The sequence below is a fragment of the Serratia ficaria genome (assembly GCF_900187015.1).
In the GTDB taxonomy this organism is placed as follows: domain Bacteria; phylum Pseudomonadota; class Gammaproteobacteria; order Enterobacterales; family Enterobacteriaceae; genus Serratia; species Serratia ficaria.
The window spans coordinates 4,540,256-4,563,209 of the sequence record NZ_LT906479.1 but is presented as its reverse complement, the minus strand read 5'-3'; the positions used below and the strand labels follow the sequence as shown (position 1 = coordinate 4,563,209).

General features: G+C 60.8%; 20 protein-coding genes and 1 tRNA gene. 11 read left to right on the top strand and 10 right to left on the bottom strand.

The window, feature by feature from the left end:
• Positions 1-11 precede the first annotated feature (11 nt).
• Together CKW09_RS21360 and pdxR are read right to left on the bottom strand one after the other, a co-directional pair.
• Complete coding sequence (locus CKW09_RS21360; protein WP_095099340.1) at positions 12-2,033, bottom strand: NADPH-dependent 2,4-dienoyl-CoA reductase; 2,022 nt, start codon at positions 2,031-2,033, stop codon at positions 12-14.
• A 296-nt stretch (positions 2,034-2,329) separates the two neighbouring features.
• On the bottom strand, positions 2,330-3,811 hold the full coding sequence (pdxR, locus tag CKW09_RS21355; protein ID WP_061797178.1) for a MocR-like pyridoxine biosynthesis transcription factor PdxR: 1,482 nt from the start codon (positions 3,809-3,811) through the stop codon (positions 2,330-2,332).
• 122 nt (positions 3,812-3,933) lie between these two features.
• On the opposite strand from pdxR, the gene CKW09_RS21350 reads away from it, so the two are divergent.
• The 3 genes from CKW09_RS21350 to CKW09_RS21340 are packed head-to-tail and all read left to right on the top strand — an operon-like array spanning position 3,934 to position 7,966.
• Positions 3,934-5,196: a 4-aminobutyrate--2-oxoglutarate transaminase gene (locus CKW09_RS21350; protein WP_095099337.1), complete on the top strand. Its 1,263-nt coding sequence runs from the start codon at positions 3,934-3,936 to the stop codon at positions 5,194-5,196.
• A 12-nt stretch (positions 5,197-5,208) separates the two neighbouring features.
• Positions 5,209-6,663 (top strand): NAD-dependent succinate-semialdehyde dehydrogenase, encoded by a 1,455-nt coding sequence (locus CKW09_RS21345; RefSeq protein WP_061797181.1) that lies wholly within the window; start codon positions 5,209-5,211, stop codon positions 6,661-6,663.
• Between the two features lie 58 nt (positions 6,664-6,721).
• Entirely contained in the window at positions 6,722-7,966 is a 1,245-nt protein-coding gene (locus CKW09_RS21340; protein ID WP_061797182.1) for an aromatic amino acid transport family protein, read from the top strand.
• 73 nt (positions 7,967-8,039) lie between these two features.
• Here CKW09_RS21340 and yfcF read toward each other — a convergent pair whose 3' ends face one another.
• Positions 8,040-8,675 carry a glutathione transferase gene (gene yfcF / locus CKW09_RS21335; protein ID WP_061797184.1) on the bottom strand — a complete coding sequence of 212 codons (636 nt, stop codon included), beginning with the start codon at positions 8,673-8,675 and terminating at the stop codon, positions 8,040-8,042.
• A gap of 169 nt (positions 8,676-8,844) precedes the next feature.
• Here yfcF and CKW09_RS21330 point away from each other — a divergent pair, with 169 nt between their 5' ends.
• The 3 genes from CKW09_RS21330 (at position 8,845) to CKW09_RS21320 (ending at position 10,606) form a co-directional block, all read left to right on the top strand.
• Complete coding sequence (locus tag CKW09_RS21330; RefSeq protein ID WP_095099334.1) at positions 8,845-9,561, top strand: HPP family protein; 717 nt, start codon at positions 8,845-8,847, stop codon at positions 9,559-9,561.
• Positions 9,562-9,774: 213 nt separating this feature from the next.
• Positions 9,775-10,422 (top strand): hypothetical protein, encoded by a 648-nt coding sequence (locus CKW09_RS24810; RefSeq protein ID WP_181907830.1) that lies wholly within the window; start codon positions 9,775-9,777, stop codon positions 10,420-10,422.
• Positions 10,385-10,606 carry a hypothetical protein gene (locus tag CKW09_RS21320; protein WP_129543330.1) on the top strand — a complete coding sequence of 74 codons (222 nt, stop codon included), beginning with the start codon at positions 10,385-10,387 and terminating at the stop codon, positions 10,604-10,606. Before CKW09_RS24810 ends, CKW09_RS21320 begins: the two co-directional genes overlap by 38 nt.
• 357 nt (positions 10,607-10,963) lie before the next feature.
• Here CKW09_RS21320 and CKW09_RS21315 read toward each other — a convergent pair.
• Positions 10,964-11,039 (bottom strand) — tRNA-Ile (locus tag CKW09_RS21315).
• Positions 11,040-11,187: 148 nt separating this feature from the next.
• On the opposite strand from CKW09_RS21315, the gene mug reads away from it, so the two are divergent.
• Positions 11,188-11,676 (top strand): G/U mismatch-specific DNA glycosylase, encoded by a 489-nt coding sequence (gene mug, locus CKW09_RS21310; RefSeq protein WP_095099329.1) that lies wholly within the window; start codon positions 11,188-11,190, stop codon positions 11,674-11,676.
• 73 nt (positions 11,677-11,749) lie between these two features.
• Here the strand turns inward: mug and rpoD are convergent, their stop codons facing one another.
• From rpoD to rpsU, 3 genes are all read right to left on the bottom strand, one after another.
• On the bottom strand, positions 11,750-13,588 hold the full coding sequence (gene rpoD, locus CKW09_RS21305; RefSeq protein WP_061797192.1) for an RNA polymerase sigma factor RpoD: 1,839 nt from the start codon (positions 13,586-13,588) through the stop codon (positions 11,750-11,752).
• Between the two features lie 157 nt (positions 13,589-13,745).
• Positions 13,746-15,494 carry a DNA primase gene (dnaG, locus tag CKW09_RS21300; RefSeq protein WP_061797193.1) on the bottom strand — a complete coding sequence of 583 codons (1,749 nt, stop codon included), beginning with the start codon at positions 15,492-15,494 and terminating at the stop codon, positions 13,746-13,748.
• 136 nt (positions 15,495-15,630) lie between these two features.
• Positions 15,631-15,846 (bottom strand): 30S ribosomal protein S21, encoded by a 216-nt coding sequence (gene rpsU / locus CKW09_RS21295; protein ID WP_001144069.1) that lies wholly within the window; start codon positions 15,844-15,846, stop codon positions 15,631-15,633.
• Between the two features lie 325 nt (positions 15,847-16,171).
• On the opposite strand from rpsU, the gene tsaD reads away from it, so the two are divergent.
• Positions 16,172-17,185 carry a tRNA (adenosine(37)-N6)-threonylcarbamoyltransferase complex transferase subunit TsaD gene (gene tsaD, locus CKW09_RS21290; RefSeq protein WP_061797195.1) on the top strand — a complete coding sequence of 338 codons (1,014 nt, stop codon included), beginning with the start codon at positions 16,172-16,174 and terminating at the stop codon, positions 17,183-17,185.
• Between the two features lie 88 nt (positions 17,186-17,273).
• On the opposite strand, the gene plsY is transcribed toward tsaD, so the two are convergent.
• Positions 17,274-17,912: a glycerol-3-phosphate 1-O-acyltransferase PlsY gene (gene plsY, locus CKW09_RS21285; protein ID WP_061797197.1), complete on the bottom strand. Its 639-nt coding sequence runs from the start codon at positions 17,910-17,912 to the stop codon at positions 17,274-17,276.
• Positions 17,913-18,019: 107 nt separating this feature from the next.
• Here plsY and folB point away from each other — a divergent pair, with 107 nt between their 5' ends.
• Positions 18,020-18,379 (top strand): bifunctional dihydroneopterin aldolase/7,8-dihydroneopterin epimerase, encoded by a 360-nt coding sequence (folB, locus tag CKW09_RS21280; protein ID WP_061797199.1) that lies wholly within the window; start codon positions 18,020-18,022, stop codon positions 18,377-18,379.
• A 132-nt stretch (positions 18,380-18,511) separates the two neighbouring features.
• Positions 18,512-19,336: an undecaprenyl-diphosphate phosphatase gene (bacA, locus tag CKW09_RS21275; RefSeq protein WP_061797201.1), complete on the top strand. Its 825-nt coding sequence runs from the start codon at positions 18,512-18,514 to the stop codon at positions 19,334-19,336.
• A 40-nt stretch (positions 19,337-19,376) separates the two neighbouring features.
• Here bacA and CKW09_RS21270 read toward each other — a convergent pair whose 3' ends face one another.
• Together CKW09_RS21270 and CKW09_RS21265 are read right to left on the bottom strand one after the other, a co-directional pair.
• A complete protein-coding gene (locus CKW09_RS21270; RefSeq protein ID WP_095099317.1) occupies positions 19,377-20,621 on the bottom strand; it encodes a multifunctional CCA addition/repair protein in 1,245 nt (414 codons plus the stop codon).
• Between the two features lie 122 nt (positions 20,622-20,743).
• Positions 20,744-21,364: a TIGR04211 family SH3 domain-containing protein gene (locus CKW09_RS21265; protein ID WP_061797205.1), complete on the bottom strand. Its 621-nt coding sequence runs from the start codon at positions 21,362-21,364 to the stop codon at positions 20,744-20,746.
• A gap of 278 nt (positions 21,365-21,642) precedes the next feature.
• On the opposite strand from CKW09_RS21265, the gene CKW09_RS21260 reads away from it, so the two are divergent.
• On the top strand, positions 21,643-22,950 hold the full coding sequence (locus CKW09_RS21260) for a CYTH domain-containing protein (protein WP_095099308.1): 1,308 nt from the start codon (positions 21,643-21,645) through the stop codon (positions 22,948-22,950).
• Positions 22,951-22,954 lie beyond the last annotated feature (4 nt).

Sequence of the window (22,954 nt, the reverse complement as noted above, 5' to 3'; positions counted from 1 at the left end):
CGCCCCTTTTTTTATAGCGCCATCGCCAGCCGCGTGCCCTGATCGATGGCGCGGCGGGCGTCCAGCTCGGCGGCCACGTCTGCGCCGCCGATCAGATGCACGGTTTTCCCCATCGCCAGCAGCGGCTGCTGCAGCTCGCGGCGCGGCTCCTGCCCGGCGCAGATAATCACCGTATCCACCGGCAAGCAACTTTGCCGATCGGCGCGGGAAATATGCAGGCCCTCATCGTCGATGCGCCGATAGCTTACGGCGTTGAGCATTTTGACGCCGCGCATCGCCAGGCTGGCGCGGTGGATCCACCCGGTGGTTTTCCCCAGGCCTTCGCCGACTTTGCTGGTTTTGCGCTGCAGCAGATAGATCTGGCGCGCCGCCCGTGGCGCCTGCGGCCCCTGAGGCGCCAGCCCGCCGCGCTGCTCCAGGCTGCCGTCGATGCCCCATTCGCGGTTGAATTCCGCCTGATCCAGGCTGCTGGAGACGCCGTGCTGGCTGAGGTATTCGGCGGTGTCGAAGCCGATGCCGCCGGCGCCGATGATCGCCACCCGCGGGCCGACCGGCTTCTTGTCGCGCAGCACGTCGAGGTAGGTCAGCACCTTGGCGTGGCCGATGCCGGGGATGTCCGGGGTGCGCGGCACGATGCCGCAGGCCAGGATCACCTCGTCGAATTCGCTTAACTCCGCCGCTTCGACCCGTTTGCCCAGCCTGACTTCAACCTCGCGCAGTACCAGCTGGCGGCGGAAGTAGCGCAGGGTTTCGTGAAATTCTTCCTTGCCGGGGATCTGTTTGGCGATATTGAACTGGCCGCCGATTTGCTCCGCGGCATCGAACAGCGTCACCCGGTGGCCGCGGCCGGCGGCGGCGGTGGCGAAGGCCAGCCCGGCCGGCCCGGCGCCGATCACCGCCAGCCTTTTCGGCCGCTCCGCCGGCGTCAGCGGCATCTCGGTTTCGCGGCAGGCGCGCGGGTTCACCAGGCAGGAGGTGAGTTTGCCTTCAAAAATCTGGTCGAGGCAGGCCTGATTGCAGCCGATGCAGGTGTTGATCTCGTCGGCGCGCCCCTCGGCGGCTTTCTGCACGAAGGCGGCGTCGGCGAGGAACGGGCGCGCCATCGACACCATATCGGCGCAGCCGTCCGCCAGCACCTGCTCGGCCACCGCCGGGTCGTTGATGCGGTTGGTGGTGATCAGCGGAATGCCGACCTTGCCCATCAGTTTGCGGGTTACCCAGCTGAAGCCGGCGCGCGGCACCATGGTGGCGATGGTCGGGATGCGCGCCTCGTGCCAGCCGATGCCGGTGTTGATAATGGTGGCGCCCGCCCGCTCAATCGCCAGCGCCAGCTGCTCTATCTCTTGCCAGCTGGAGCCGTCTTCCACCAGATCGAGCATCGACAAGCGGTAGATCAGAATAAATTCGCCGCCGGTCGCCTGGCGCACCGCCCGGACTATCTCGACGGCAAAGCGCATGCGGTTGCTGAAGCTGCCGCCCCATGCGTCGTCGCGCTGGTTGGTGCGCGCCGCCAGAAACTGGTTGATCAAATAGCCTTCGGAACCCATCACCTCGACCCCGTCGTAGCCGGCCTGCTGCGCCAGCGCCGCGCAGCGGGCGAAGTCGGCGATGGTTTGCTCAATCTCCGCCTCGCTCAGCGCCGCGGGGGCGAAGGGGTTGATCGGCGCCTGCAGCGCGGAAGGCGCCACCGGCTGCGGCTGATAGCTGTAGCGCCCGGCGTGCAGGATCTGCAGCGCAATCTTGCCGCCGGCCCGATGGACGGCGTCGGTCACCGTGCGATGGTGATCCACCTGCTCCTCGCGACTGAGGGTCGAGCCGCCGCGATACACCACGCCTTTTTCATTGGGGGCGATGCCGCCGGTGACGATCAGGGCCACGCCGGCGGCCGCGCGTTCGGCATAGAAGGCCGCCATGCGCTCGGGGCCATCGGGCAGCTCTTCCAGGCCGGTATGCATCGATCCCATCAGCACCCGGTTTTTCAGGGTGGTGAAGCCGAGATCCAGCGGCGCCAGCAGGTGGGGGTAATTGCTCATTGCACTCTCCATCGGGTGAAATCGGGGCCCGTTGTTATAATTATGTGAACACAAGTGGTCGGATGAGATAAATCTAGCCGTTGTCGTGCCGCTTGGGAATCTGCGTTGCGCCGAATGTGATAGACGTCATGAATCTCTGGTCATGTTTGCATAATGAACAACGGATCGGTCAGCGTTTGTCCGTTGCAAATACCTTCTCTCTGTGGAGCCACTACCGAAAATGAACGCTCACGCCTGCTGATATCATGTCCCACGCTGAGCATACCGCTGCCTGGTCGGGCGCAGCAGCCGGAAAGTCAGGGAGTTGCTTCCGGCGCTTCGATGCACGCCAGCAGCTGGGTAAAGGCGGCGGCCATTTGCTCTTCCGGCACGCAGGCGAAGCCCATCAGCAGGCCGCGCCGTCGGCTGGGCAGCATGTAGTAGCGCGACAGCGGCCGCACCAGAACGCCGCGCGCGCTGGCGGCGGCGGCGATAGCCACGTCGTCGGTTTCGTCCGGCAGATTGAGGATCAGATGCAGCCCGGCGTTGTTGTTGAACTCGCTCAGCGCCTGTTTGCCCAGATGCTGTTCGATGAGATGGGTGAGAAAGGCGCGCCGCCGCGCGTACAGCAGCCGCATGCGGCGGATATGCGCGGTGTAATGGCCTTGCTGAATGAACTCCGCCAGCGCGGTCTGGATCAGCAGATGGCCACCGCGATACAGCTCGGCGTGGGCGGTCTTCAGCGCCTGCGCCAACGGCTGGGGCAGCACCACGTAACCGAGCCGCAGCGCCGGATACAGCGTTTTGCTGAAGGTGCCGATATAGATCACCGGCGCATCGGCTTCCAGCCCCTGCAGCGCCGGGATCGGCTGGCCGGAGAAACGGAACTCGCTGTCGTAGTCGTCCTCGACGATCCAGCCGCCGGCGTTGCGCGCCAGCGCCAGCAGCCGCTGGCGGCGCGCCAGGCTCATCACCGAACCCAGCGGATACTGGTGCGACGGGGTGACGAAAATCAGCCGCGGCGGGTTGGTCGGCTGCTCCGGCGGCACCAGGCCGGCCTCATCCACCGCCAGCGGGCAGATGTTCAGCGCATTCATCCGCAGAATATTGCGGATCCCCCAGTAGCCGGGCTCTTCGATCCAGGCGTCGTCTCCCGGGTTGCACAGCATGCGCGTCACCAGGTCTATCGCCTGATGAATGCCCTCGGTAATCAATATTTGTTCCGGCGAGCAGCGCACCGAGCGCGCCACCCGCAGGTAATCCACCAGCGCGTGCTGCAGCTCGGGGCTGCCGCCCTGGTTGCTGTAGGTCAGCCGCTGGGGCGTCGGCCGGCGGCTGATACGCGCCTGGATCTTGCTGAACAACGGGTGCGGGAAGGCGTTGACGTCCGGCACGCCGGGAATGAATGCCCCCCACTGTTTGGGGCTGGCGCTGGCGTGGTGCAGCAGCGCGGCGCCGCGATCCGACAGCTCGATGCCCCTCTGCTGCCCGTCGCTGCCGACGGGCACGCTGCTGGTGGATAAACAGCTGTCCGGCACGGTTTCGGCGACGAATGTTCCGCTTCCCTGGCGCGCCAAAACATAGCCTTCCGCCAGCAGTTGTTCATAAACGGTTAAAACCGTGTTGCGCGACAGGCTGAGCTCCTGCGCCAAATCGCGCGAGGCCGGCAGGCGGCTGGAGGGCGGCAGGCTGCCGTCGAGAATGCTGGTGCGGATCGCGTTGTAAAGCCGTTTGTGCAGCTTGTCGTCGGGTTGTTCGCCGAGGCGCTGCAGCAGCAGATCACCACTCAGTGAGCGCAATTGGATCCCTCAATTATTCGTAACTGGCACTCGATTATAGGGCCACATCCTGTGTAAATAAACGTCATTGTTTCACGAATGTGAACAAAACGTCTGACAAGCCCCCGATCGGAGATAACAGCATGAACAACGCAGAATTGAACCAACGCCGTCAGGACGCTACTCCGCGCGGAGTCGGCGTGATGTGTGGTTTTTACGCCGAGCGTGCAGAAAACGCCACGCTGTGGGATGTGGAAGGCAATGAAGTTATCGATTTTGCCTCGGGTATCGCGGTACTGAATACCGGGCACCGCCACCCGAAGGTGATCGCGGCGATTGAAAAACAGCTGCAGGCCTTTACCCATACCGCTTACCAGATAGTCCCTTACGAAAGCTATGTCTCGCTGGCGGAGCGCATCAACCAGCGCGCGCCGATCGCCGGCCCGTGTAAAACCGCGTTCTTCACCACCGGTGCGGAAGCGGTGGAGAACGCGGTCAAAATCGCCCGCGCCCATACCGGCCGCCCCGGCCTGATCACCTTCGGCGGCGGTTTCCACGGCCGCACCTACATGACCATGGCGCTGACCGGCAAAGTGGCCCCTTACAAACTGGGCTTCGGGCCGTTCCCGGGCTCGGTGTTCCACGGCCAGTACCCGAACGCGCTGTACGGCGTGAGCACCGAAGACGCGATGAACAGCCTGGAGCGCATCTTTAAAGCGGATATCGATCCCAAACAGGTGGCGGCGATCGTGCTGGAGCCGGTGCAGGGCGAGGGCGGCTTCAACGTGGCCCCGGCCGATTTCATGCAGGCGCTGCGCGCGCTGTGCGATCGGCACGGCATGTTGCTGATTGCCGACGAAGTGCAGACCGGCTTCGCCCGCACCGGCAAGCTGTTCGCCATGGAACATTACGGCGTCAAACCGGATCTGATCACCATGGCTAAAAGCCTGGCGGGCGGCATGCCGCTGTCGGCGGTGGCCGGCCGCGCGGAAGTGATGGACGCCCCGGCGCCGGGCGGGCTGGGCGGCACCTATGCCGGTAACCCGCTGGCGGTGGCCGCGGCGCACGCGGTGCTGGACGTGATTGAAGAAGAGCAGCTGTGCCAGCGTGCGCAGCGTCTGGGCCAGCATCTGGTGGAGGTGCTGCAGCAGGCGCGCAAAACCAGCCCGGCGATCGCCGATATCCGCGCCCAGGGTTCGATGGTGGCGGTCGAATTCAACGATCCCGCCGGCAAACCTTCGGCGGAGATTACCCGCCAGGTTCAGCAGAAGGCGCTGGAAGAAGGGCTGTTGCTGCTGAGCTGCGGGGTGAACGGCAATGTGATCCGCTTCCTGTACCCGCTGACCATTCCTGAAGACCAGTTCACCAAGGCGTTGGGCATTCTGTCCCGCGCGCTGGCTCAATAAGGAGTGCGCGCGATGAAACTGAATAATCCCGAACTGCTGCGCAGCCAGTGCCTGATCAACGGCGAGTGGTGCGACGCGCTGAGCGGCAAACGCGAAGCGGTGATCAACCCGGCCACCGGCGCCGAACTGGCCAGCATTCCGCTGGTGAGCGAAGAAGAAACTCAGCAGGCGATCAACGCGGCGCAGCTGGCGCAGCAGAGTTGGAAGCAGCTGACCGCCAGGCAGCGCGCCGCCTTGCTGTTGGCCTGGGCCGACCAGGTGCTGGCCGCCCAGGAAGACCTGGCGCAGCTGATGACCGCCGAGCAGGGTAAATCGCTGGCGGAAGCGCGCGGCGAAGTGGCCTACGCCGCCTCGTTCATCACCTGGTTCGCCGAGGAGGCCAAGCGGGTCGACGGCGCGGTGCTGCAGGCGCCGCAGGCTTCGCAGCGGCTGGTGGTGGTGAAGCAGCCGATCGGCGTGTGCGCGGCCATTACCCCGTGGAACTTCCCGGCGGCGATGATTACCCGCAAGGTGGCGCCGGCGCTGGCGGCAGGCTGCGCCATCATCGTCAAACCGGCCGAGCAAACCCCTTTGACCGCGCTGGCGCTGGCCAGGCTGGCGCAGGACGCCGGCATCCCGCCGGGCGTACTGCAGGTGGTGACCGGCGAAGCGGCGCAGGTAGGCAAGGTGCTGTGCGACAGCCCGGTGGTGCGCAAGCTGAGCTTTACCGGCTCGACCGAGGTTGGCCGCATCCTGATGGCGCAGTGCGCGCCGAGCATCAAGAAGCTGTCGCTGGAGCTGGGCGGCAACGCGCCGGTGATCGTGTTCGACGACGCCAATCTGGACGCGGCGGTGGCGGGCATCATGGCCTCGAAATTCCGCAACAGCGGCCAGACCTGCGTTTGCGCCAACCGCATCTACGTGCAGGACGGCATCTACGACCGCCTGGCGGAGAAGCTGGTGGCGGCGGTCGAACAGCTGAAGGTCGGCGACGGCAGCCACGAGGGCACCACCCAGGGGCCGCTGATCGACGGCGATGCGGTGGAGAAGGTGCAGAGCCACATCGACGATGCCTTGATCAAGGGCGCGCAGATCGCCACCGGCGGTCAACCGCACGCGCTGGGCGGCACGTTCTTCCAGCCGACGGTGGTGACCGGCGTCACCCAGAAGATGCGCTTCGCCAAAGAGGAGACCTTCGGCCCGGTGGCGCCGCTGTTCCGCTTCCATGACGAAGCGGAGGCCATCGCCATGGCCAACGACACCGAATTCGGCCTGGCCGCCTATCTGTTCACGCAAAACGCCTCGCGCCAGTGGCGCGTGCCGGAAGCGCTGGAGTACGGCATGGTCGGCATCAATACCGGACTGATTTCCAACGAAGTCGCGCCGTTCGGCGGCGTGAAACAGTCAGGGCTCGGGCGTGAAGGATCGCGCTACGGGATTGAAGAATATCTGGAGCTGAAATACCTGTGTATCGATGTGAGCTGTTAACCACCGGGAAATTAACCTGCCCCGGTGGCCGCAGCCGCCGGGCGATAAAGGATGATGCATGTCTTCTGATAACACCTATGTTTCTCCGGCGCTTGCCGCCGGGGTGCGAGCACCTGCACCCGCCAAATCACTGAGTTTTCTCGAAGGGGTGGCGATGATCGTCGGCACCAACATCGGCGCCGGCGTGCTGTCCATCGCCTACGCCTCCAGCAAGGCCGGCTTTTTGCCGCTGTTGTTCTGGCTGGTGCTGGTCGGCGGGCTGACCACCATCACCATGCTGTACGTCGCCGAATCCACGCTGCGCACCCGCGCTCACCTGCAGCTTAGCGGGCTGGCGAAGCGCTACGTCGGCGGCGTGGGCGCCTGGCTGATGTTCGCTTCGGTGTGCGTCAACAGCATCGGCGCGCTGACCGCCTACATGACCGGCAGCGGCAAGCTGCTGCAGTCGCTGTTCGGCATTTCGCCGGCGCTCGGCAGCCTGCTGTTTTTCGTGCCGGCGGCGGGGGTGCTGTATCTCGGGCTGAAGGCGATTGGCCGCGGCGAGAAGTTCATCAGCATCGGCATGGTGGTGATGCTGACCGCGCTGGTGGCGGCGACGCTGCTGAAAGACACCACCCAGATGCGCAACCTGCTGGACGGCGACTGGCGCTTTATGGTGCCGGTGTTCAACGTGGTGGTGTTCTGCTTCTCTGCGCAGTACATCGTGCCGGAAATGGCGCGCGGCTTTTCCGACAAACCGGAGCAGCTGCCGAAGGCGATTATGGTCGGCATGGCGGTGACCTTTGTGCTGCTGGCGGCGGTGCCGATGTCGGTGATCGCGCTCAGCGGGCTGGACGATATCTCCGACGTGGCGACCATCTCCTGGGGCCAGGCGCTGGGGCAGTGGGCGTTCTTCTCCGCCAACATCTTCGCGCTGTGCGCGATGCTGACCTCTTATTGGGGATTGGGCGGCAGCTTCCTGACCAATATCTTCGACAAGTTCCGGTTGGGCAACGACGAGCAGCCGCTGCGCCGCTTCGGCGTACTGTTGCTGGTGGTGGTGCCGCCGTTCGTATTGGCCTACAGCGGGCTGGTGTCGTTCGTTAACGCGCTGTACTTCGCCGGGGTGTTCAGCGGGGTGATCCTGTCGATCATGCCGATGCTGATCCTGCGCGGCGCGCGCAAGCACGGCGACCAAACCCCGCGCTGGCAGTGCAGTTGGATCACCCACCCGTTGCTGCAGGCCAGTATCGTGCTGCTGTACCTGGCCAGCGCGGTGTACGCCATCGCTTCGTTGTTAGGCTATTTGCCCGCCGGATGGTGAGCCGTCTTCCCTCAAGCAGTGATGTTGTTTCTCAGCGTTGAGAACGGCGGCGTCGTGGCCGCCGGTTTTTTTATCAGCCGCGCATTTTCTCCGGCAGCGCCAACCAGGCCTGCACCGAGGGACGCTGCCACTGCTTTTGCGCATAGTGGCGAATGCGTTCCGGCACCTCGTCGCCGTGCATCACCAGCCGGTTGAGCATCAGCGCCAGATCGGTATCGGCGATGCACCACTCCCTGAACAGATCATCCTGCCCGTGACTCAGCAGCCTCTCGGCGGCGGCGATCAGCTTGCGGGCGGCCTCCTGCGCGGCGGCGGACAGCGGTGGAAATTTAGCGCCGCCGAAGATGGCTTCGGTCGGGCGTTCGGCGCGGATCGCCAGCAGATCGCTGCGCAGCCAGGCCTGGATTTCGCGCGCCTTGGCGCGTTGCTTGACGTCGCGCGGGTAGACCGCATGGGCCGGATGAATGTCCTCCAGGTATTCGGTGATTGCCGAAGATTCGGAAAGCTGAAACTCACCCATCACCAGCGTTGGCACCCGACGTGACAACGACAGCGACGCATAGGCGGCGCTCTGGTTTTCTGCCTGCGCCAAATCTATCGGTTTCACGCTGAAGGGAATGTTCTTTTCCGTCAACGCGACGAACGCGGACATGGCATAAGGGCTGAAAAATTGGCTGTCGGCATACAGCTCGACAATCGGTTGAGACATCGGCTTTTCCTCAAGGCTAGGGTCGGAACATTGATAATTGCCGAGGGGTGGCTAAAGATCAATCTGTTAGGACAAAGTTCATGGCTGCGGCAGCGCCCGCAGCGTTATTCCATCGCTGATGATGTGATATCTTTGTTGCCAACAAGTGAATTTGGCCGTGCCGGGTAATATGAAAACGCAGTGGATAGAAAAGGTAAAAGTGGGATGTGCGCGCCTGTGGCCACACCCGTTGGCGGTGGGTAAAAGAGAGATTGCGCTTTCCAGCATCGGGGCGGGTCTGGGGTTGATGATTGCCGGCTGGATCAGCCATTTTATTCTGGGCGAGGTGAACCTGTGGTTTATCGCCCCGATGGGCGCTTCGGCGGTACTGCTGTTTGGCGTGCCGAACAGCCCGCTGGCGCAGCCCTGGTCGATCGTCGGCGGCAATACGCTGGCGGCGGTGGTGGGGGTCAGCAGCGGCTTGCTGGTCGCCGATCCCGGGTTAGCCTGCGGGCTGGCTGCCTGCCTGGCGATTGGCCTGATGTTCAAGCTGCGCTGCCTGCATCCGCCCGGCGGCGCGGTGGCCCTGACCGCCATCCTCGGCGGGCCGGGCATCCACCAGATGGGCTATCAGTTCGTGCTTTACCCGGTGTTGCTCAACTCGGTGCTGCTGGCGGCGCTGGCGATACTGTTCAACAACCTGGCCGGGCGGCGTTACCCGCACCCGCTGGCGCCGGCGGAGGCCAAGCCGGCCAGCCTGCCGATCGACGCCGTGTCGATCACCCGCGCCGATCTGCATCAGGCGCTGATGCAGGGCGAGCTGTTCGATATCGATGAGGACGATCTGCAGGAAATCCTGCTGCGCGCCGAACAGCTGGCGCACCGACGGCAAAACCCGGGTGGATGAAATGCCTCTGAGCGCTGCGCTGGGAGGCTCGGCGGCGGCGCCTCATGTTTGAAGTGGATCGCGTGGAAATGTCGTCAGAACGCGACGAGCCAGGCCCGGCAGGGGGGCTGGAGGGTTAAGCCGTTTCGAACAAACTGAAAAATGCGTGAATTGGTAATCTGTTTGTTGTTTGGTTATTCTTTGGTCTTGACAATTTTTGCTTAGGGAAAGCGTATGGACGTCAAGCAGATAGCTAAGGGAATTGCTGAGGGGCTAGGTTCGATACCGGTTAGCCTTGGCTACAGCGTTCGAAGAACGTGGGAGGGTGCGGGGGCGGCTGGTAGCAGTCTTAAGGAGCGGAATTTTAGGGAAACTGAACGGTTTGTTTCTTTGATTCGATCAGCCGTTGATAAGCAAGAGCCAATACGGAAGTTGGTCATGATTGTCATCAACGACTTTTATTCAAAACTTGATGAGGGCAGCAAGAGCGCTGTTGCAGGTGAGATTAACCGTGCGGAAGGGTTTATCGCGGGCCGTAGTGTGACGCAATTTTTCATTGCCAATAAAATAGCCTCAAACATCATACGCAAGGCGAGCTACGGCCTCGTCTACAAGCGGTTTATCAAGTACAGCACGACTGCCATTCTGAACGTGGTTATGTTCCAAGGGATGATTGAGGAAGCCGCGCTCGCTTCCAGGCGTATGCAGGTGAAATTCCCCAAAACGTTTTACAAGATAAGGGGGATGAATCTGGATATGGCATATTTTCTCGTTGAGAGCTTCTTAGAGCCATATCTCATCTACATCAATAATTCTTCTAATCAGTTTTGCGCAGGTGTTAACCATGAGCTGGCTAAAATCCTTTCTTGTGAAGTTCGTTAAATTTGTTGGCCGGCAAACTGCTGACCTGGCGGAGTCCATAGTCATTGGCCTGTTCTCTATAGCGGCATTTGTTGCATTGTTTTGGTTTGACGAGTGGTGGAAATCAATCGCTATGGCTATCGCGATCTTCTTTGCCGGCTTCTTGGTTAGCTTGGCGATTGGGTGGTTGCGAGGTGAGAAATGAAAGAAAATGGTGGCAGGCTGCTGCTATTTTTCTGTTACTGACTCCAGAAAGTAAAAGACCACCTCCTGAGGAGGTGGCTTTACACGACGCCCCTAGAAGGGGGTAATATCCGAGTTAGTCCTGTAACAACTCCATTTGCTGTTCGATCTCTTGGTCTTTTTTATCCTGATGCCGGAAGAGTACCGGCTGATGGCTGAAAAAACGGAAGCCTCAAAAAGTGTGTGGAACTAAAACGGGTGTGCTTACACAAGCATGAAAGGTTTGCATTTCTTATCGCCTTTTTATCGCCACTATAAACTAAAAACAAAAAAGCCACCTTGGTAGGTGGCTTAATTATATGATTTTAAAGCTAAAATTTGGTGGCCCCTGCTGGGTTTGAACCAGCGACCAAGCGATTATGAGTCGCCTGCTCTAACCACTGAGCTAAGGGGCCAAGCGGCGAGATTATACGGTAATCCCTCGGCGCAGGTCTACTGTTACCCGCCCGTATGTTGCTTTTCTGCGCAGTTCTAGCCTGTTGTAATTGCTGGCGGATTTTGCGATAACCGCTATAAATCCCCTTAAATGGACTCGCAATACTCATGGAACTTCTGGCGCCCCATCTGCGGGTGGTGTTTTGCGGCATCAATCCCGGCCTCTCCTCCGCCCATCAGGGCTATCCCTTCGCCAACGGCAGCAACCGCTTCTGGAAGGTGGTTCATCAGGCCGGCTTTACCCGCAGCCAGCTGGCGCCTGAGCAGTGGCGCCGGCTGCAGGACGACGGCTGCGGCATCACCGCGCTGGTGGCGCGCCCAACGGTGGCCGCCAGCGAGCTGTCGCGCGACGAGCTGCGCGGCGGCGGCGAGGCGTTGAAGGAAAAAATTCTGCGTTACCAGCCGCGGGCGTTGGCCATTCTCGGCAAACAGGCGTTCAGCAGCGCCTTCGGGGTGAAAAATGCGCCCTGGGGCAGGCAGGAGATGATGCTGGGAAAAACCGAGGTCTGGGTATTGCCTAACCCCAGCGGATTGAACCGCGCCACGCTGGAGCAGCTTACCGCCAGCTATCGCGAGCTGTTTCTGGCTCTGGAGTGAGATGCGGCGATTAATAGCAGGCAATAAAAAACCCCGGCGTGCCGGGGTTTTTGTTGTTGGCTGACGGCCGGACTTAGTCGTCCAGGAAGCTGCGCAGCACTTCAGAACGGCTAGGGTGGCGCAATTTACGCAACGCTTTCGCTTCGATCTGACGAATACGCTCGCGGGTAACGTCGAACTGTTTGCCCACTTCTTCCAGCGTGTGGTCGGTGTTCATGTCGATGCCGAAACGCATGCGCAGCACTTTGGCTTCGCGCGCGGTCAGCCCGGCCAGCACGTCGTGCGTAGCGGAACGCAGGCTTTCCGAGGTGGCGGAATCCAGCGGCAGCTCGAGGGTGGTGTCCTCGATGAAATCGCCCAGATGCGAATCTTCATCATCACCGATCGGCGTTTCCATGGAGATCGGCTCTTTGGCGATCTTCAGCACTTTGCGGATTTTGTCTTCCGGCATCAGCATGCGCTCAGCCAGTTCTTCCGGCGTCGGCTCGCGGCCCATCTCTTGCAGCATCTGGCGCGAGATACGGTTGAGCTTGTTGATGGTCTCAATCATATGCACCGGAATACGGATGGTGCGCGCCTGGTCGGCGATGGAGCGGGTGATAGCCTGACGGATCCACCAGGTGGCGTAGGTCGAGAACTTATAACCGCGACGGTATTCAAACTTGTCTACCGCTTTCATCAGGCCGATGTTGCCCTCCTGGATCAGATCCAGGAACTGCAGGCCGCGGTTGGTGTATTTCTTGGCGATCGAAATAACCAGACGCAGGTTGGCCTCAACCATTTCTTTCTTCGCGCGGCGGGCTTTCGCTTCACCGATCGACATGCGGCGGTTGATGTCTTTCACCTGCTCGATGGTCAGGCCGGTTTCTTCTTCGATCTGACGCAGTTTCTGCAGGCTGCGCTGCACGTCTTCCGCAACGTCTTTCAGCTTCTCTGACCATGGCTTGGCCATGGCCAGCGCCGCTTCGAACCAGGAATCGCTGGTTTCGTTGCCGGCGAACAGGGTGACGAAGTTTTTCTTCGGCATTTTGCACTGTTCGACGCACAGCTTCATGATGATGCGTTCCTGGGTGCGAACGCGGTCCATCATGGTGCGCATGCTGTTGACCAGGAAGTCGAACTGCTTCGGCACCAGGCGGAACTGCTTGAACACGTCAGACAGCTTCAGGATTTCTTCTGCTGCGCTGGCGTGGCTGCGGCCGTTCTTTTTGATCACCAAACGGGTCGCTTCGTACTGATCGCGCAGGTCGGTGAATTTCTGGCGCGCCAGCTCCGGATCGATGCTGTTGTCGTCTTCAGCGTCGTCGTCGTCGTCGTCTTCTTCTTCGTCGTCGTCCTGTTCTTCGGTCGACAGTTCAGAACCGACGTGGGTGGCGGTAGGGGCGATGTCCTCTTCCGCGTTCGGATCGACGAAACCGGTGATCAGGTCAGACAGGCGCGCTTCGCCCGCTTCAACGCGATCGTACTGCTCCAGCAGGTAGGTAATGGCTTCCGGGTATTCCGCGACGGAGCACTGCACCTGATTGATGCCGTCTTCGATGCGTTTGGCGATGTCGATTTCGCCTTCGCGCGTCAGCAGTTCAACGGTACCCATTTCGCGCATGTACATGCGCACCGGGTCGGTGGTGCGGCCGATTTCAGATTCCACGCTGGACAGCACCTGAGCGGCGGCTTCTTCCGCGTCTTCATCGGTGCTGTTCGAGTTTTCAGCGAGCAACAGGTCATCGGCGTCCGGTGCTTCTTCCATCACCTGGATGCCCATGTCGTTAATCATCTGGATGATGTCTTCGATCTGATCGGAGTCGACGATATCTTCCGGCAGATGGTCATTGACCTCAGCATAGGTCAGATAGCCTTGCTCCTTACCGCGTTGGACAAGAAGTTTAAGCTGTGACTGCGGGTTTTGCTCCATAAGACGGTATCCACACTTCAGAGTATTTGGGTTGGTGTCGGTCGGCGAAACCGCCAACAATAGCATTTGGGGCGTTTTTGTTGTTGCCGCGGCCCACTGTGGCGGCATATTGCAGGGCTCTGCCCTCGCATTTATCGGCACTTAAGCCGTTTGGTATTCAGTTTTTCTTCGCTAAAACCTGGTTGAGCGAACGGACTTCTTCACGTTCTTCCGGGCTTAGGCCGTGCGTCCTGGCCTGCGCGATCAGCGTTTCCAGCCGTTGCTCGAGCACCGAGTCATACAGGCTGGCTAACGTATCCAAAAAGGTCTGTTCGACCATATCCTCAACGATCATATGGTTCCATGTCGCCAAGGTTTCAAGCTGCTGGCTGAATTTGTTGTCGCGGTACAGCTCCAGCAACTGCCCGGTGGTCAGCCCCGGCTGCGCCAAACAGGTCTGCACCAGTTCAACGAACAGCGGCAACCCCGCCTGTTTGGTCTGCTCCAGCCCCTCGAGCGAAGGGATAAGTGTAGCCAACTGCGGGTTTTGCACCAGTAACCCTATCAGTATACGCATGGTTGTGCGTTTTAGCTGGGGCGCCTGATAGGTATTCGCATTTTCAGCCTGCTTGGGCATCAGCTTGTCGAGCTGGCTGTCGTCCAGCAAACCCAGCTTGCTGCCGAGCTGCTGGCGCAGGTACAAGCGCAACGTTTCGCCCGGCACCTGAGTAATCAGCGGCAGCGCCAGCGTGCTCAGCTTGGCGCGCCCGTCCGGGCTGCTCAAATCCACCTGCGGCATCAGCGTTTCGAACAGGAAAGTGGAAAGCGGCTGCGCCTGCTCCATCCGTTGTTCGAAAACCGCTTTGCCCTCTTTGCGCACCAGGGTGTCCGGATCTTCGCCGTCGGGCAAAAACATGAACCGCAGCTGCCGCCCGTCGTTCAGGTAGGGCAGTGCGGTCTCCAGCGCGCGCCAGGCCGCTTCACGGCCGGCGCGGTCGCCGTCGTAACAGCAGATGACGTTATCGGTGGCGCGGAACAGCAGCTGAATATGTTCAGCCGTCGTCGAGGTTCCGAGCGAGGCGACGGCATAATCGATGCCGTATTGCGCCAACGCCACCACGTCCATATAGCCTTCCACCACCAGCAATCGCTGCAGGTTAGGGTGGCTCTGCTGTGCTTCATACAGGCCGTACAATTGGCGGCCCTTGTGGAATACTTCGGTTTCCGGCGAGTTCAGGTACTTCGGCATGCCGTCGCCCAGCACGCGCCCGCCAAAGGCGATCACCCGCCCGCGCTTATCGCGGATAGGGAACATCACGCGCTCGCGGAAACGATCGTAGGTGCGTCCTTGATCGTTAGTCACCAGCATGCCGGCATCGTTCAATGCGCGGCGCGAGTCGGCGTCGCGCCCAAAACGCTTCAGTGCGTTATCCCATCCGGCCGGGGCAAAGCCGATGGCGAAATGGCGGATAACGTCGTCGCTCAACCCGCGCTGCTGCAGGTAGCTGCGCGCCGGCGTGCCGGTGGGCTGATGCAGTGACTGTTGATAGAACGCGCTGAGCTGTTCCATCAGTTGATACAGGCTCTGCCGCTGATGACGTTCGATTTGGGTCGGTCCGGTGCCTGCCTCGTAAGGCACTTCCAGCCCGTGCATGGTCGCCAGCTCTTCGATGGTTTCGACAAACTCGAGCCTGTCGTAATTCATCAGAAAGTCGACGGCGTTGCCGTGCGCACCACAACCAAAACAGTGATAAAACTGCTTGTCGCCATTAACGGTAAATGAAGGCGTCTTTTCGTGGTGGAACGGACAGCACGCGTGATAGTTCTTGCCCTGCTTCTTGAGCTTCACCCGCGCGTCGATCAGATCGACGATGTCGGTGCGAGCCAGCAAGTCATTGATAAATACGCGCGGAATTCGTCCAGCCATAAGCCCTTACTTCACTAGCCTATAAACGAGAACAAGCCGCGCATTCCTTTCGGAAAGCACGGCCTTCGTATGCAACTACTCGGTCTGCGCGATTTTTAAAATCAGAAATTCACGCGGCGGGGTTGCCCCCGAAGAATTAATACAGACGAGTGCGGCGTGCGTTTTCGCGAGCCAGTTTCTTCGCGTGACGTTTCACAGCGGAAGCTTTAGCGCGTTTACGTTCGGTAGTCGGTTTTTCATAGAACTCACGACGACGAACTTCAGCTAAAACGCCTGCTTTCTCGCAAGAGCGTTTGAAACGACGCAGAGCAACGTCAAATGGCTCGTTTTCACGTACTTTAATTACCGGCATGTGCCTCTCACCTCAATAAAATTCGGTTTGCTGCTGGCCAAGCGCCAGCCTTTTCAAAATGGTGCGGAATTTTACTTCAACGGATGCTGCTTTGTAAAGCACCACAGCAAATTGAAACCTGCGCCGCCCTGGTAAAACGTGCGCAATTTTGCATCGGGCGCTGATTATAGACTAATCAGAAAAAAATGCTCGTTTTTAATCAAATCGGCATTTACCGCAGGAATCATCGACATAGCGGCGAGGTGGCGGCAAGATGCGCGGCGCTGGCGGAAAATGATGCCGATTGTGATAAACTGACGGCCGCACGTGAATGATGGGAAATGTAATGCGAGTACTGGGTATAGAAACCTCCTGCGATGAAACCGGAATTGCAGTGTATGACGATCAAGCCGGTTTGTTGGCCAACCAATTATACAGCCAGGTGAAGCTGCATGCCGACTACGGCGGCGTGGTGCCGGAACTGGCCTCCCGCGATCACGTGCGCAAAACCGTGCCGCTGATTCAGGCGGCGCTGAAGGAAGCCAACCTGAGCGCGGCCGATATCGACGGCGTGGCCTATACCGCCGGGCCGGGCCTGGTGGGGGCGTTGCTGGTCGGCGCCACCGTGGGCCGCGCGCTGGCGTTCGCCTGGAACGTGCCCGCCGTGCCGGTGCACCATATGGAAGGCCACCTGCTGGCGCCGATGCTGGAAGACAACCCGCCGGCCTTCCCGTTTGTCGCGCTGCTGGTTTCCGGCGGTCATACCCAGTTGATCAGCGTCACCGGCATCGGTGAGTATGCGCTGCTGGGCGAATCGATCGACGACGCCGCCGGTGAAGCTTTCGACAAAACCGCCAAGCTGCTCGGGCTGGATTACCCCGGCGGGCCGATGCTGTCGAAGATGGCGCAGCAGGGCGTGGCGGGGCGTTTCACCTTCCCGCGGCCGATGACCGATCGGCCGGGGCTGGATTTCAGTTTCTCCGGGCTGAAAACCTTCGCGGCCAACACCATTCGTTCCAACGGCGGCGACGATCAAACCCGCGCCGACATCGCGCGCGCGTTCGAAGATGCGGTGGTGGATACGCTGGCGATCAAGTGCAAGCGCGCACTGGATCAAACCGGCTTCAAACGGCTGGTGATGGCGGGCGGCGTCAGCGCCAACCGCACGCTGCGGGCCAGGCTGGCGGAGATGATGCAAAAACGCGGCGGGGAGGTGTTCTACGCCCGTCCGGAATTCTGTACCGACAACGGCGCGATGATCGCCTACGCCGGCCTGGTGCGGCTGCAAAGCGGCGCCAACCCCGAGCTGAGCGTTTCGGTGCGGCCGCGCTGGCCGCTGGCGGAGCTGCCTGCGGTATAAGCGCAGAGGCGCCTTGCCCGGCTCCCGGCTCGCGCAGCGCACCGATCGATAGATAAAGAAAAGGCCGGAAATTTCCGGCCTTTTACTTCTAGGGTTCTTTCTTTTCTTCCGCTTCGGCCGCATCGGCCTTCTTCTTGCGGAACTTGCCCCAGATTTTCCCTTCCTGGCCGCGCCACAGGCGCTGGATGTTATCGTGATGCCGCATCAGGATCAGGCAGGAGAGCATCGCCACCGGGAAGGTGAACTGCGGTTTGAACCACCAGACGTAGAACGGGGCGATCAGCGCGCTCACGATGGCGCCCAGCGAAGAATAGCCGCTGAGCAACACCGTCAACAGCCAGGTGCCGGTCATCAGGCCGGTCAGATCCCAGCCGATCGGCGCGATGGCGCCAAAGGCCGTCGCCACGCCCTTGCCGCCGCGGAAGTGGAAGAACACCGGGTAGATATGCCCCAGGCAGGCGGCGATCGCCGTCAGGCCCAGATACAGCGGCGGCACCTCCAGCTTATAGGCCAGCCAGACCGGCAGCATTCCTTTCAGGATATCGAAAACCAGCACCGCCGCCGCCGCCAGGCGGCCGCCGATGCGCAGGACGTTGGTCGCTCCTGGATTCCCTGAGCCATGTTCACGCGGATCGGGCAGCCTGGCGATCCGGCAAACCAGGATCGCGCTGGAAATTGAGCCACACAGATACGCGAAGATAATCATGCCAAGCGCGGTAGCACTCATAACGCGGTTCCGTTTAATAATGGTCGTTTTACTCGCAACATCTATGGATAATACGCATATTCCGCTGGAAGTGGTATCCGGCAAGGCCAAAAACAGAGAATGACGTGATGGATATCGTATTTATTGAAGAGCTTACCGTAATTACCACCATTGGCGTTTATGATTGGGAACAAAGCATTCGCCAGAAGCTGGTGTTCGATATCGAAATGGGCTGGGATAACCGTACCGCCGCCGCCAGCGACGACGTCGACGACTGTCTGAGTTACGCCGACATCAGCGAAGCCATCATCCAGCACGTCGAACCGAACCGCTTCGCGCTGGTGGAGCGCGTGGCGGAGGAAATATCCGAAATTTTGCTCCAGCGCTTCAATTCCCCCTGGGTCCGTATTAAGGTCAGCAAACCGGGCGCTGTAGCACATGCCAATCGGGTCGGCGTCATCATTGAGCGTGGCACCCGTCCTGCGTGATTTTTATGTCATCTGCATGCAACGAAAGGCCGTTAACCTGGTCTTAACCTGAGAATTGTTTTAGCGGCACTGTATTTAGCACTGCCGCTTTTTTATGTTTATAGCCGTAAATTTATGGGGTGATCGAAGCACATGGCGGACATGCATTCACTGTTTATCGCGTTTGTTCTTGGGGTGGTCGAAGGGTTAACGGAGTTCTTGCCGGTGTCTTCCACCGGGCACATGATTATCGTCGGCGAGTGGCTGGGCTTCACCGGCGACAAGGCCAAAACCTTTGAAGTCATCATTCAGCTGGGATCGATTCTGGCGGTGGTGGTGATGTTCTGGCGCCGCCTGTTCGGCCTGATCGGCATCCACTTTGGCGGCAAGCCGGTGGAGCACGAAGGCAAGACCGCGGGCCGTTTGAAACTGGGCCATATTCTGCTGGCGATGATCCCGGCGGTGGTGTTGGGCCTGGTGTTCCACGACGTGATCAAGTCGCTGTTCGCACCGAAAAACGTGATGTACGCACTGGTGGTCGGCGGTTTCCTGCTGCTGGCGGCGGAATGGCTGAAGCCGAAAAAACCGAGTGCGGAAGGGCTGGATGACATTACCTACCGCCAGGCGTTCATGATCGGCTGCTTCCAGTGTCTGGCGCTGTGGCCGGGCTTCTCCCGCTCAGGCTCCACCATCGCCGGCGGCATGCTGGTGGGCGTGAACCGTTACGCGGCCTCCGAGTTCTCCTTCATTCTGGCGGTGCCGATGATGATCGGCGCCAGCGGCCTGGATCTGTACAAGAGCCTGCACTTCCTGACGATGGGTGACTTGCCGATGTTCGCCGTCGGTTTCGCCACCGCCTTCGTGGTGGCGCTGATTGCGATCAAGACCTTCCTGACGCTGATCAAACGCATCTCGTTCGTGCCGTTCGCCATCTATCGCTTTATCGTCGCGGCCGTGGTTTACATGGTCTTCATGTAAGCGGCGATGCCAATAAAAAACCCCGCGGCGCGGGGTTTTTTTATGCCTGATCGGGCAGAATATCCTGAGTGCGCTTCCAGTCGCTCAGCGCCTGCTGGCGGCGGCGTTTGAGCTCGTCGCGGATCGCCAGGCCCTGCAGCCCGCTGGCCACCACCTCTTTAATCGACACCGCATTGGCCACCCGATAGGCCTGGCGCAAATAGTCGCCCTGCGGATACGGGTTATTCTCGAAGCCGGTGCGGCCGCGCGCGTCCGCTTCGCTGGTCAGGATCATCTGCTCCAGCCGCTGCGGTTTGCGCCACACGTCCACGGCGTCAAACAGCTTCAGCAGGGTTTCCGGCCGCAGCTTGTTCACCGTATGGATCAGGTCGTGATATTCGGCCACCAGCCTGGCCAGATCGCGCACCGGGTTGGGCACCCGCAGCCGTTGGCACAGGGCTTCGACCAGCCGCACGCCGGCCGGCCCATGGCCGTGATGGTGCGGCCAAAACTCTTTCGGCGTCAATCCCTTGCCCAGATCGTGACACAGCGCGGAGAAGCGCACCTCTACCTCCGGGCTGAGCCGAGCGGCGATCGCCAGCGTCATCAGGGTGTGGACGCCGGTGTCGATCTCCGGGTGCCACTTGGCGGGCGCCGGCACGCCGAACAGGGCATCGATTTCCGGGAACAGCACCGCCAGCGCGCCGCAGTCGCGCAGCACCTGGAAATACACCTGCGGGCTTTGGCTTTGCAGCGCCTTCTCGGTTTCTTTCCACACCCGTTCGGCGGTCAGCGCCGCCAGCTCGCCGCTGTGCGCCATGCGGCGCATCAGCGCCAGGGTTTCCCCGGCGATGCTGAACCCCAGATGGGCGAAGCGGGCGGCGAAGCGCGCCACGCGCAGCACGCGCAAAGGATCTTCGCCAAAGGCGTCGGAGACGTGGCGCAGCACCCGCGCCTGCAGATCGGCCACGCCCTGATACGGGTCGATCAACTCACCTTCGGCGGAGCGGGCGATGGCGTTGATGGTCAGGTCGCGCCGCAGCAGGTCTTCCTCCAGGGTAACGTCCGGCGCGGCGTAGCAGGTAAAGCCGGTGTAACCCTGGCCGGATTTGCGTTCGGTGCGCGCCAGCGCGTATTCCTCATGGGTTTCAGGATTGAGGAATACCGGGAAGTCTTTACCGACCTGCTGATAACCCATCGCCAGCAGCTCCGCCGGCGTGGCGCCGACCACCACCCAGTCGCGGTCGAACACCGGAATATCGAGCAGGCCGTCGCGGACGGCGCCGCCGACCAGGTAAATCTGCACTGTTAACTCCTGAATTTGTTTTGGGGCTCTGTCTATCAGATTACATGAATTGGCGACGGGATGTCGGCGCCAATAAAAAGGGCGCCCACAGGCGCCCGAATTCAAACTGAACGATACTGAAATCAGTTCATCCAGCGGTTGCTGTTCTTGCGACGCGGGATCAGGTGCGGCAGCAGCAGACCCAGCAGCAGGCCGACGCCGGCCACGCCGCCGCCGTACATGAACCACTGCAGGATAATGGTGCGCTGCTTGTCGTCGAGCTGCAGATTGACCGCGCTAACCTTCTTCTGCGCGACCACCAGCTGGTTTTTCAGCTCCTGATTTTCCTGCTGCAGGCCGCTGATGGTGCTGTCGCTGCCCGCCACTTTTTGCTGCATTTCAGCGGTGCGCTGGTTCCAGCTGTTGTCGATGTTGGCCAGTTTGTCGGTCAGGGTTTTCACCTGCTGTTCCAGCTCCGGCACGCGGGTGCGCAGGCTTGGCGTTTGGCTCAGCTGATCGAGGGGGATCCAGGTGGTGCGGCCTTTCGGATCGCGGATCTGGCCGTAATGGGTCGCGTCATTTACGCTCAACAGGGTGACTTCTTCACCGGCGTTCAGGGTGCCGACAATGCGGTACTGATTGCCCGGGCCGCTATGGACATAAGTGCTCAATTCATCGGAGATATAGCGTTTATCTTCGGCATGTGCGCCCCAAGAGATGCTGAAGCTCAGCACGGCAAGGCAAATCAGGCGTAATTTCTGCATTAGTTCATCGTTTCTGTGTGAATTTATGGAACGATAGTAGAGCGTTCAGTCTGACGACGCAACGCTAAAACCGGAATGAGAACTATCTTACTGTGGCAGATTCCGTGAGTTGCGCAGCGTTTTATAACGTAACAGGTTTTTTCTGCAGTTAGCAGGGTTAAGGGGCCGGGAATCGCGGTAAGATAACGGCAACAGTGCGTCATCGAGCGGCATGCGGCAGGCCAAGGCCGTGCGGCACCGCCAGACGTGAATGCGTAACCTATTGGTGTAAAAGACTTATGACCGTTGAAATAGAACTGAAATTTATTGCCACTCCGGAGGCGGTCGCCGCATTGCCGCAGCAGTTGGCGGCCTGGCCGAACCAGCATTCCGCGCCGCAGAAGCTGACCAACATTTACTTCGAAACTGCCGACAATTTCCTGCGCAGTCAGGATATGGGCCTGCGCATTCGCGGGTTCGACGACAGCTACGAAATGACCATCAAAACCGCCGGCAAGGTGGTGGGCGGCCTGCATCAGCGGCCGGAGTACAACGTCGCCATCGCCGCGCCGGAGCTGGCGCTGGAACGGTTCCCGGCCGACATCTGGCCAGAGGGCTGCGACCTCGCGGCGCTGCAACAGGCGCTGCAGCCGCTGTTCCGTACCGATTTCGCGCGGGAGAAGTGGGTGGTCACTTACGGCGAAAGCGAGATTGAGGTTGGCCTCGATCAGGGGGAGGTGCGCGCGGGTGAATTGAGCGAGGCACTGTGCGAGATTGAGCTCGAGCTCCAGCAGGGCAACACCGGCGATCTGCTGGCGCTGGCCAATGCGCTGGCCGAGCACGGCGGTCTGCGCCAGGGCAGCTTGAGCAAGGCGGCGCGCGGTTACCACCTGGCGCAGGGCGATGCCGCGCGTGAGCGCCGTCCGCTGAACGTGCTGAAACCGGCGGCCAAATCCAGCGTCGAGCAGGGCATGATCGCCAGCTTCGAACTGGCGCTCAGCCATTGGCAATACCACGAAGAGCTGTGGCTGCGCGGCGACGCCCAGGCGCGCCGTTCGGTGATGGAGGCGATTGCGCTGATCCGTCAGGCGCTGGTTGTCTTCGGCGGCCTGGTGCCGCGCAAGGCCAGCGCCGATCTGCGCGCCCGCCTGACCGCGCTCGAACCGCTGTTGGTGGATAAAACCACCCAACCGCAGGTGCTGTGCTACAGCGCAGAGTACCTGCAGTGTAAGTTGGCGCTCACATCTTGGCTGGTGACCGGCGCCTGGCGCCCATTCATCGACGCCAAGGCGCAGGCCAGGCTCGATGGCTCCTTCAAACGTTTTTGCGACATCATGCTGGGGCGCAGCGCCGCCGAGCTGAAAGAGGCGTTCAACCGCACGCTGAACGACGATGAATACCAGGAACAGCTGCCGCGCCTGACGCGTCAGGTGTCGGCGCTTATCCTGCTGGCCGGGGCCTACCCCGACGAACAGACCGGGCCATATATCGACAGCTGGCGCGAGCTGCAGCTGGCGTTGGCCGAACGCCGCCAGGGCTGGTATGAAGCCAGCCGCAAGCAGGCCTTATCGCATGCGCCATTCTGGTTAAACGGCGCGCTTCGTTAATCGA

Coding starts and splice junctions, on each gene's coding strand:
- CKW09_RS21360 (WP_095099340.1), bottom strand. CDS start 2,033: ATGAGCAATTACCCCCACCTGCTGGCGCCGCTGGATCTCGGCTTCACC.
- CKW09_RS21350 (WP_095099337.1), top strand. CDS start 3,934: ATGAACAACGCAGAATTGAACCAACGCCGTCAGGACGCTACTCCGCGC.
- CKW09_RS21345 (WP_061797181.1), top strand. CDS start 5,209: ATGAAACTGAATAATCCCGAACTGCTGCGCAGCCAGTGCCTGATCAAC.
- CKW09_RS21340 (WP_061797182.1), top strand. CDS start 6,722: ATGTCTTCTGATAACACCTATGTTTCTCCGGCGCTTGCCGCCGGGGTG.
- yfcF (WP_061797184.1), bottom strand. CDS start 8,675: ATGTCTCAACCGATTGTCGAGCTGTATGCCGACAGCCAATTTTTCAGC.
- CKW09_RS21330 (WP_095099334.1), top strand. CDS start 8,845: ATGAAAACGCAGTGGATAGAAAAGGTAAAAGTGGGATGTGCGCGCCTG.
- CKW09_RS24810 (WP_181907830.1), top strand. CDS start 9,775: ATGGACGTCAAGCAGATAGCTAAGGGAATTGCTGAGGGGCTAGGTTCG.
- CKW09_RS21320 (WP_129543330.1), top strand. CDS start 10,385: ATGAGCTGGCTAAAATCCTTTCTTGTGAAGTTCGTTAAATTTGTTGGC.
- mug (WP_095099329.1), top strand. CDS start 11,188: ATGGAACTTCTGGCGCCCCATCTGCGGGTGGTGTTTTGCGGCATCAAT.
- rpoD (WP_061797192.1), bottom strand. CDS start 13,588: ATGGAGCAAAACCCGCAGTCACAGCTTAAACTTCTTGTCCAACGCGGT.
- dnaG (WP_061797193.1), bottom strand. CDS start 15,494: ATGGCTGGACGAATTCCGCGCGTATTTATCAATGACTTGCTGGCTCGC.
- rpsU (WP_001144069.1), bottom strand. CDS start 15,846: ATGCCGGTAATTAAAGTACGTGAAAACGAGCCATTTGACGTTGCTCTG.
- tsaD (WP_061797195.1), top strand. CDS start 16,172: ATGCGAGTACTGGGTATAGAAACCTCCTGCGATGAAACCGGAATTGCA.
- plsY (WP_061797197.1), bottom strand. CDS start 17,912: ATGAGTGCTACCGCGCTTGGCATGATTATCTTCGCGTATCTGTGTGGC.
- folB (WP_061797199.1), top strand. CDS start 18,020: ATGGATATCGTATTTATTGAAGAGCTTACCGTAATTACCACCATTGGC.
- bacA (WP_061797201.1), top strand. CDS start 18,512: ATGGCGGACATGCATTCACTGTTTATCGCGTTTGTTCTTGGGGTGGTC.
- CKW09_RS21265 (WP_061797205.1), bottom strand. CDS start 21,364: ATGCAGAAATTACGCCTGATTTGCCTTGCCGTGCTGAGCTTCAGCATC.
- CKW09_RS21260 (WP_095099308.1), top strand. CDS start 21,643: ATGACCGTTGAAATAGAACTGAAATTTATTGCCACTCCGGAGGCGGTC.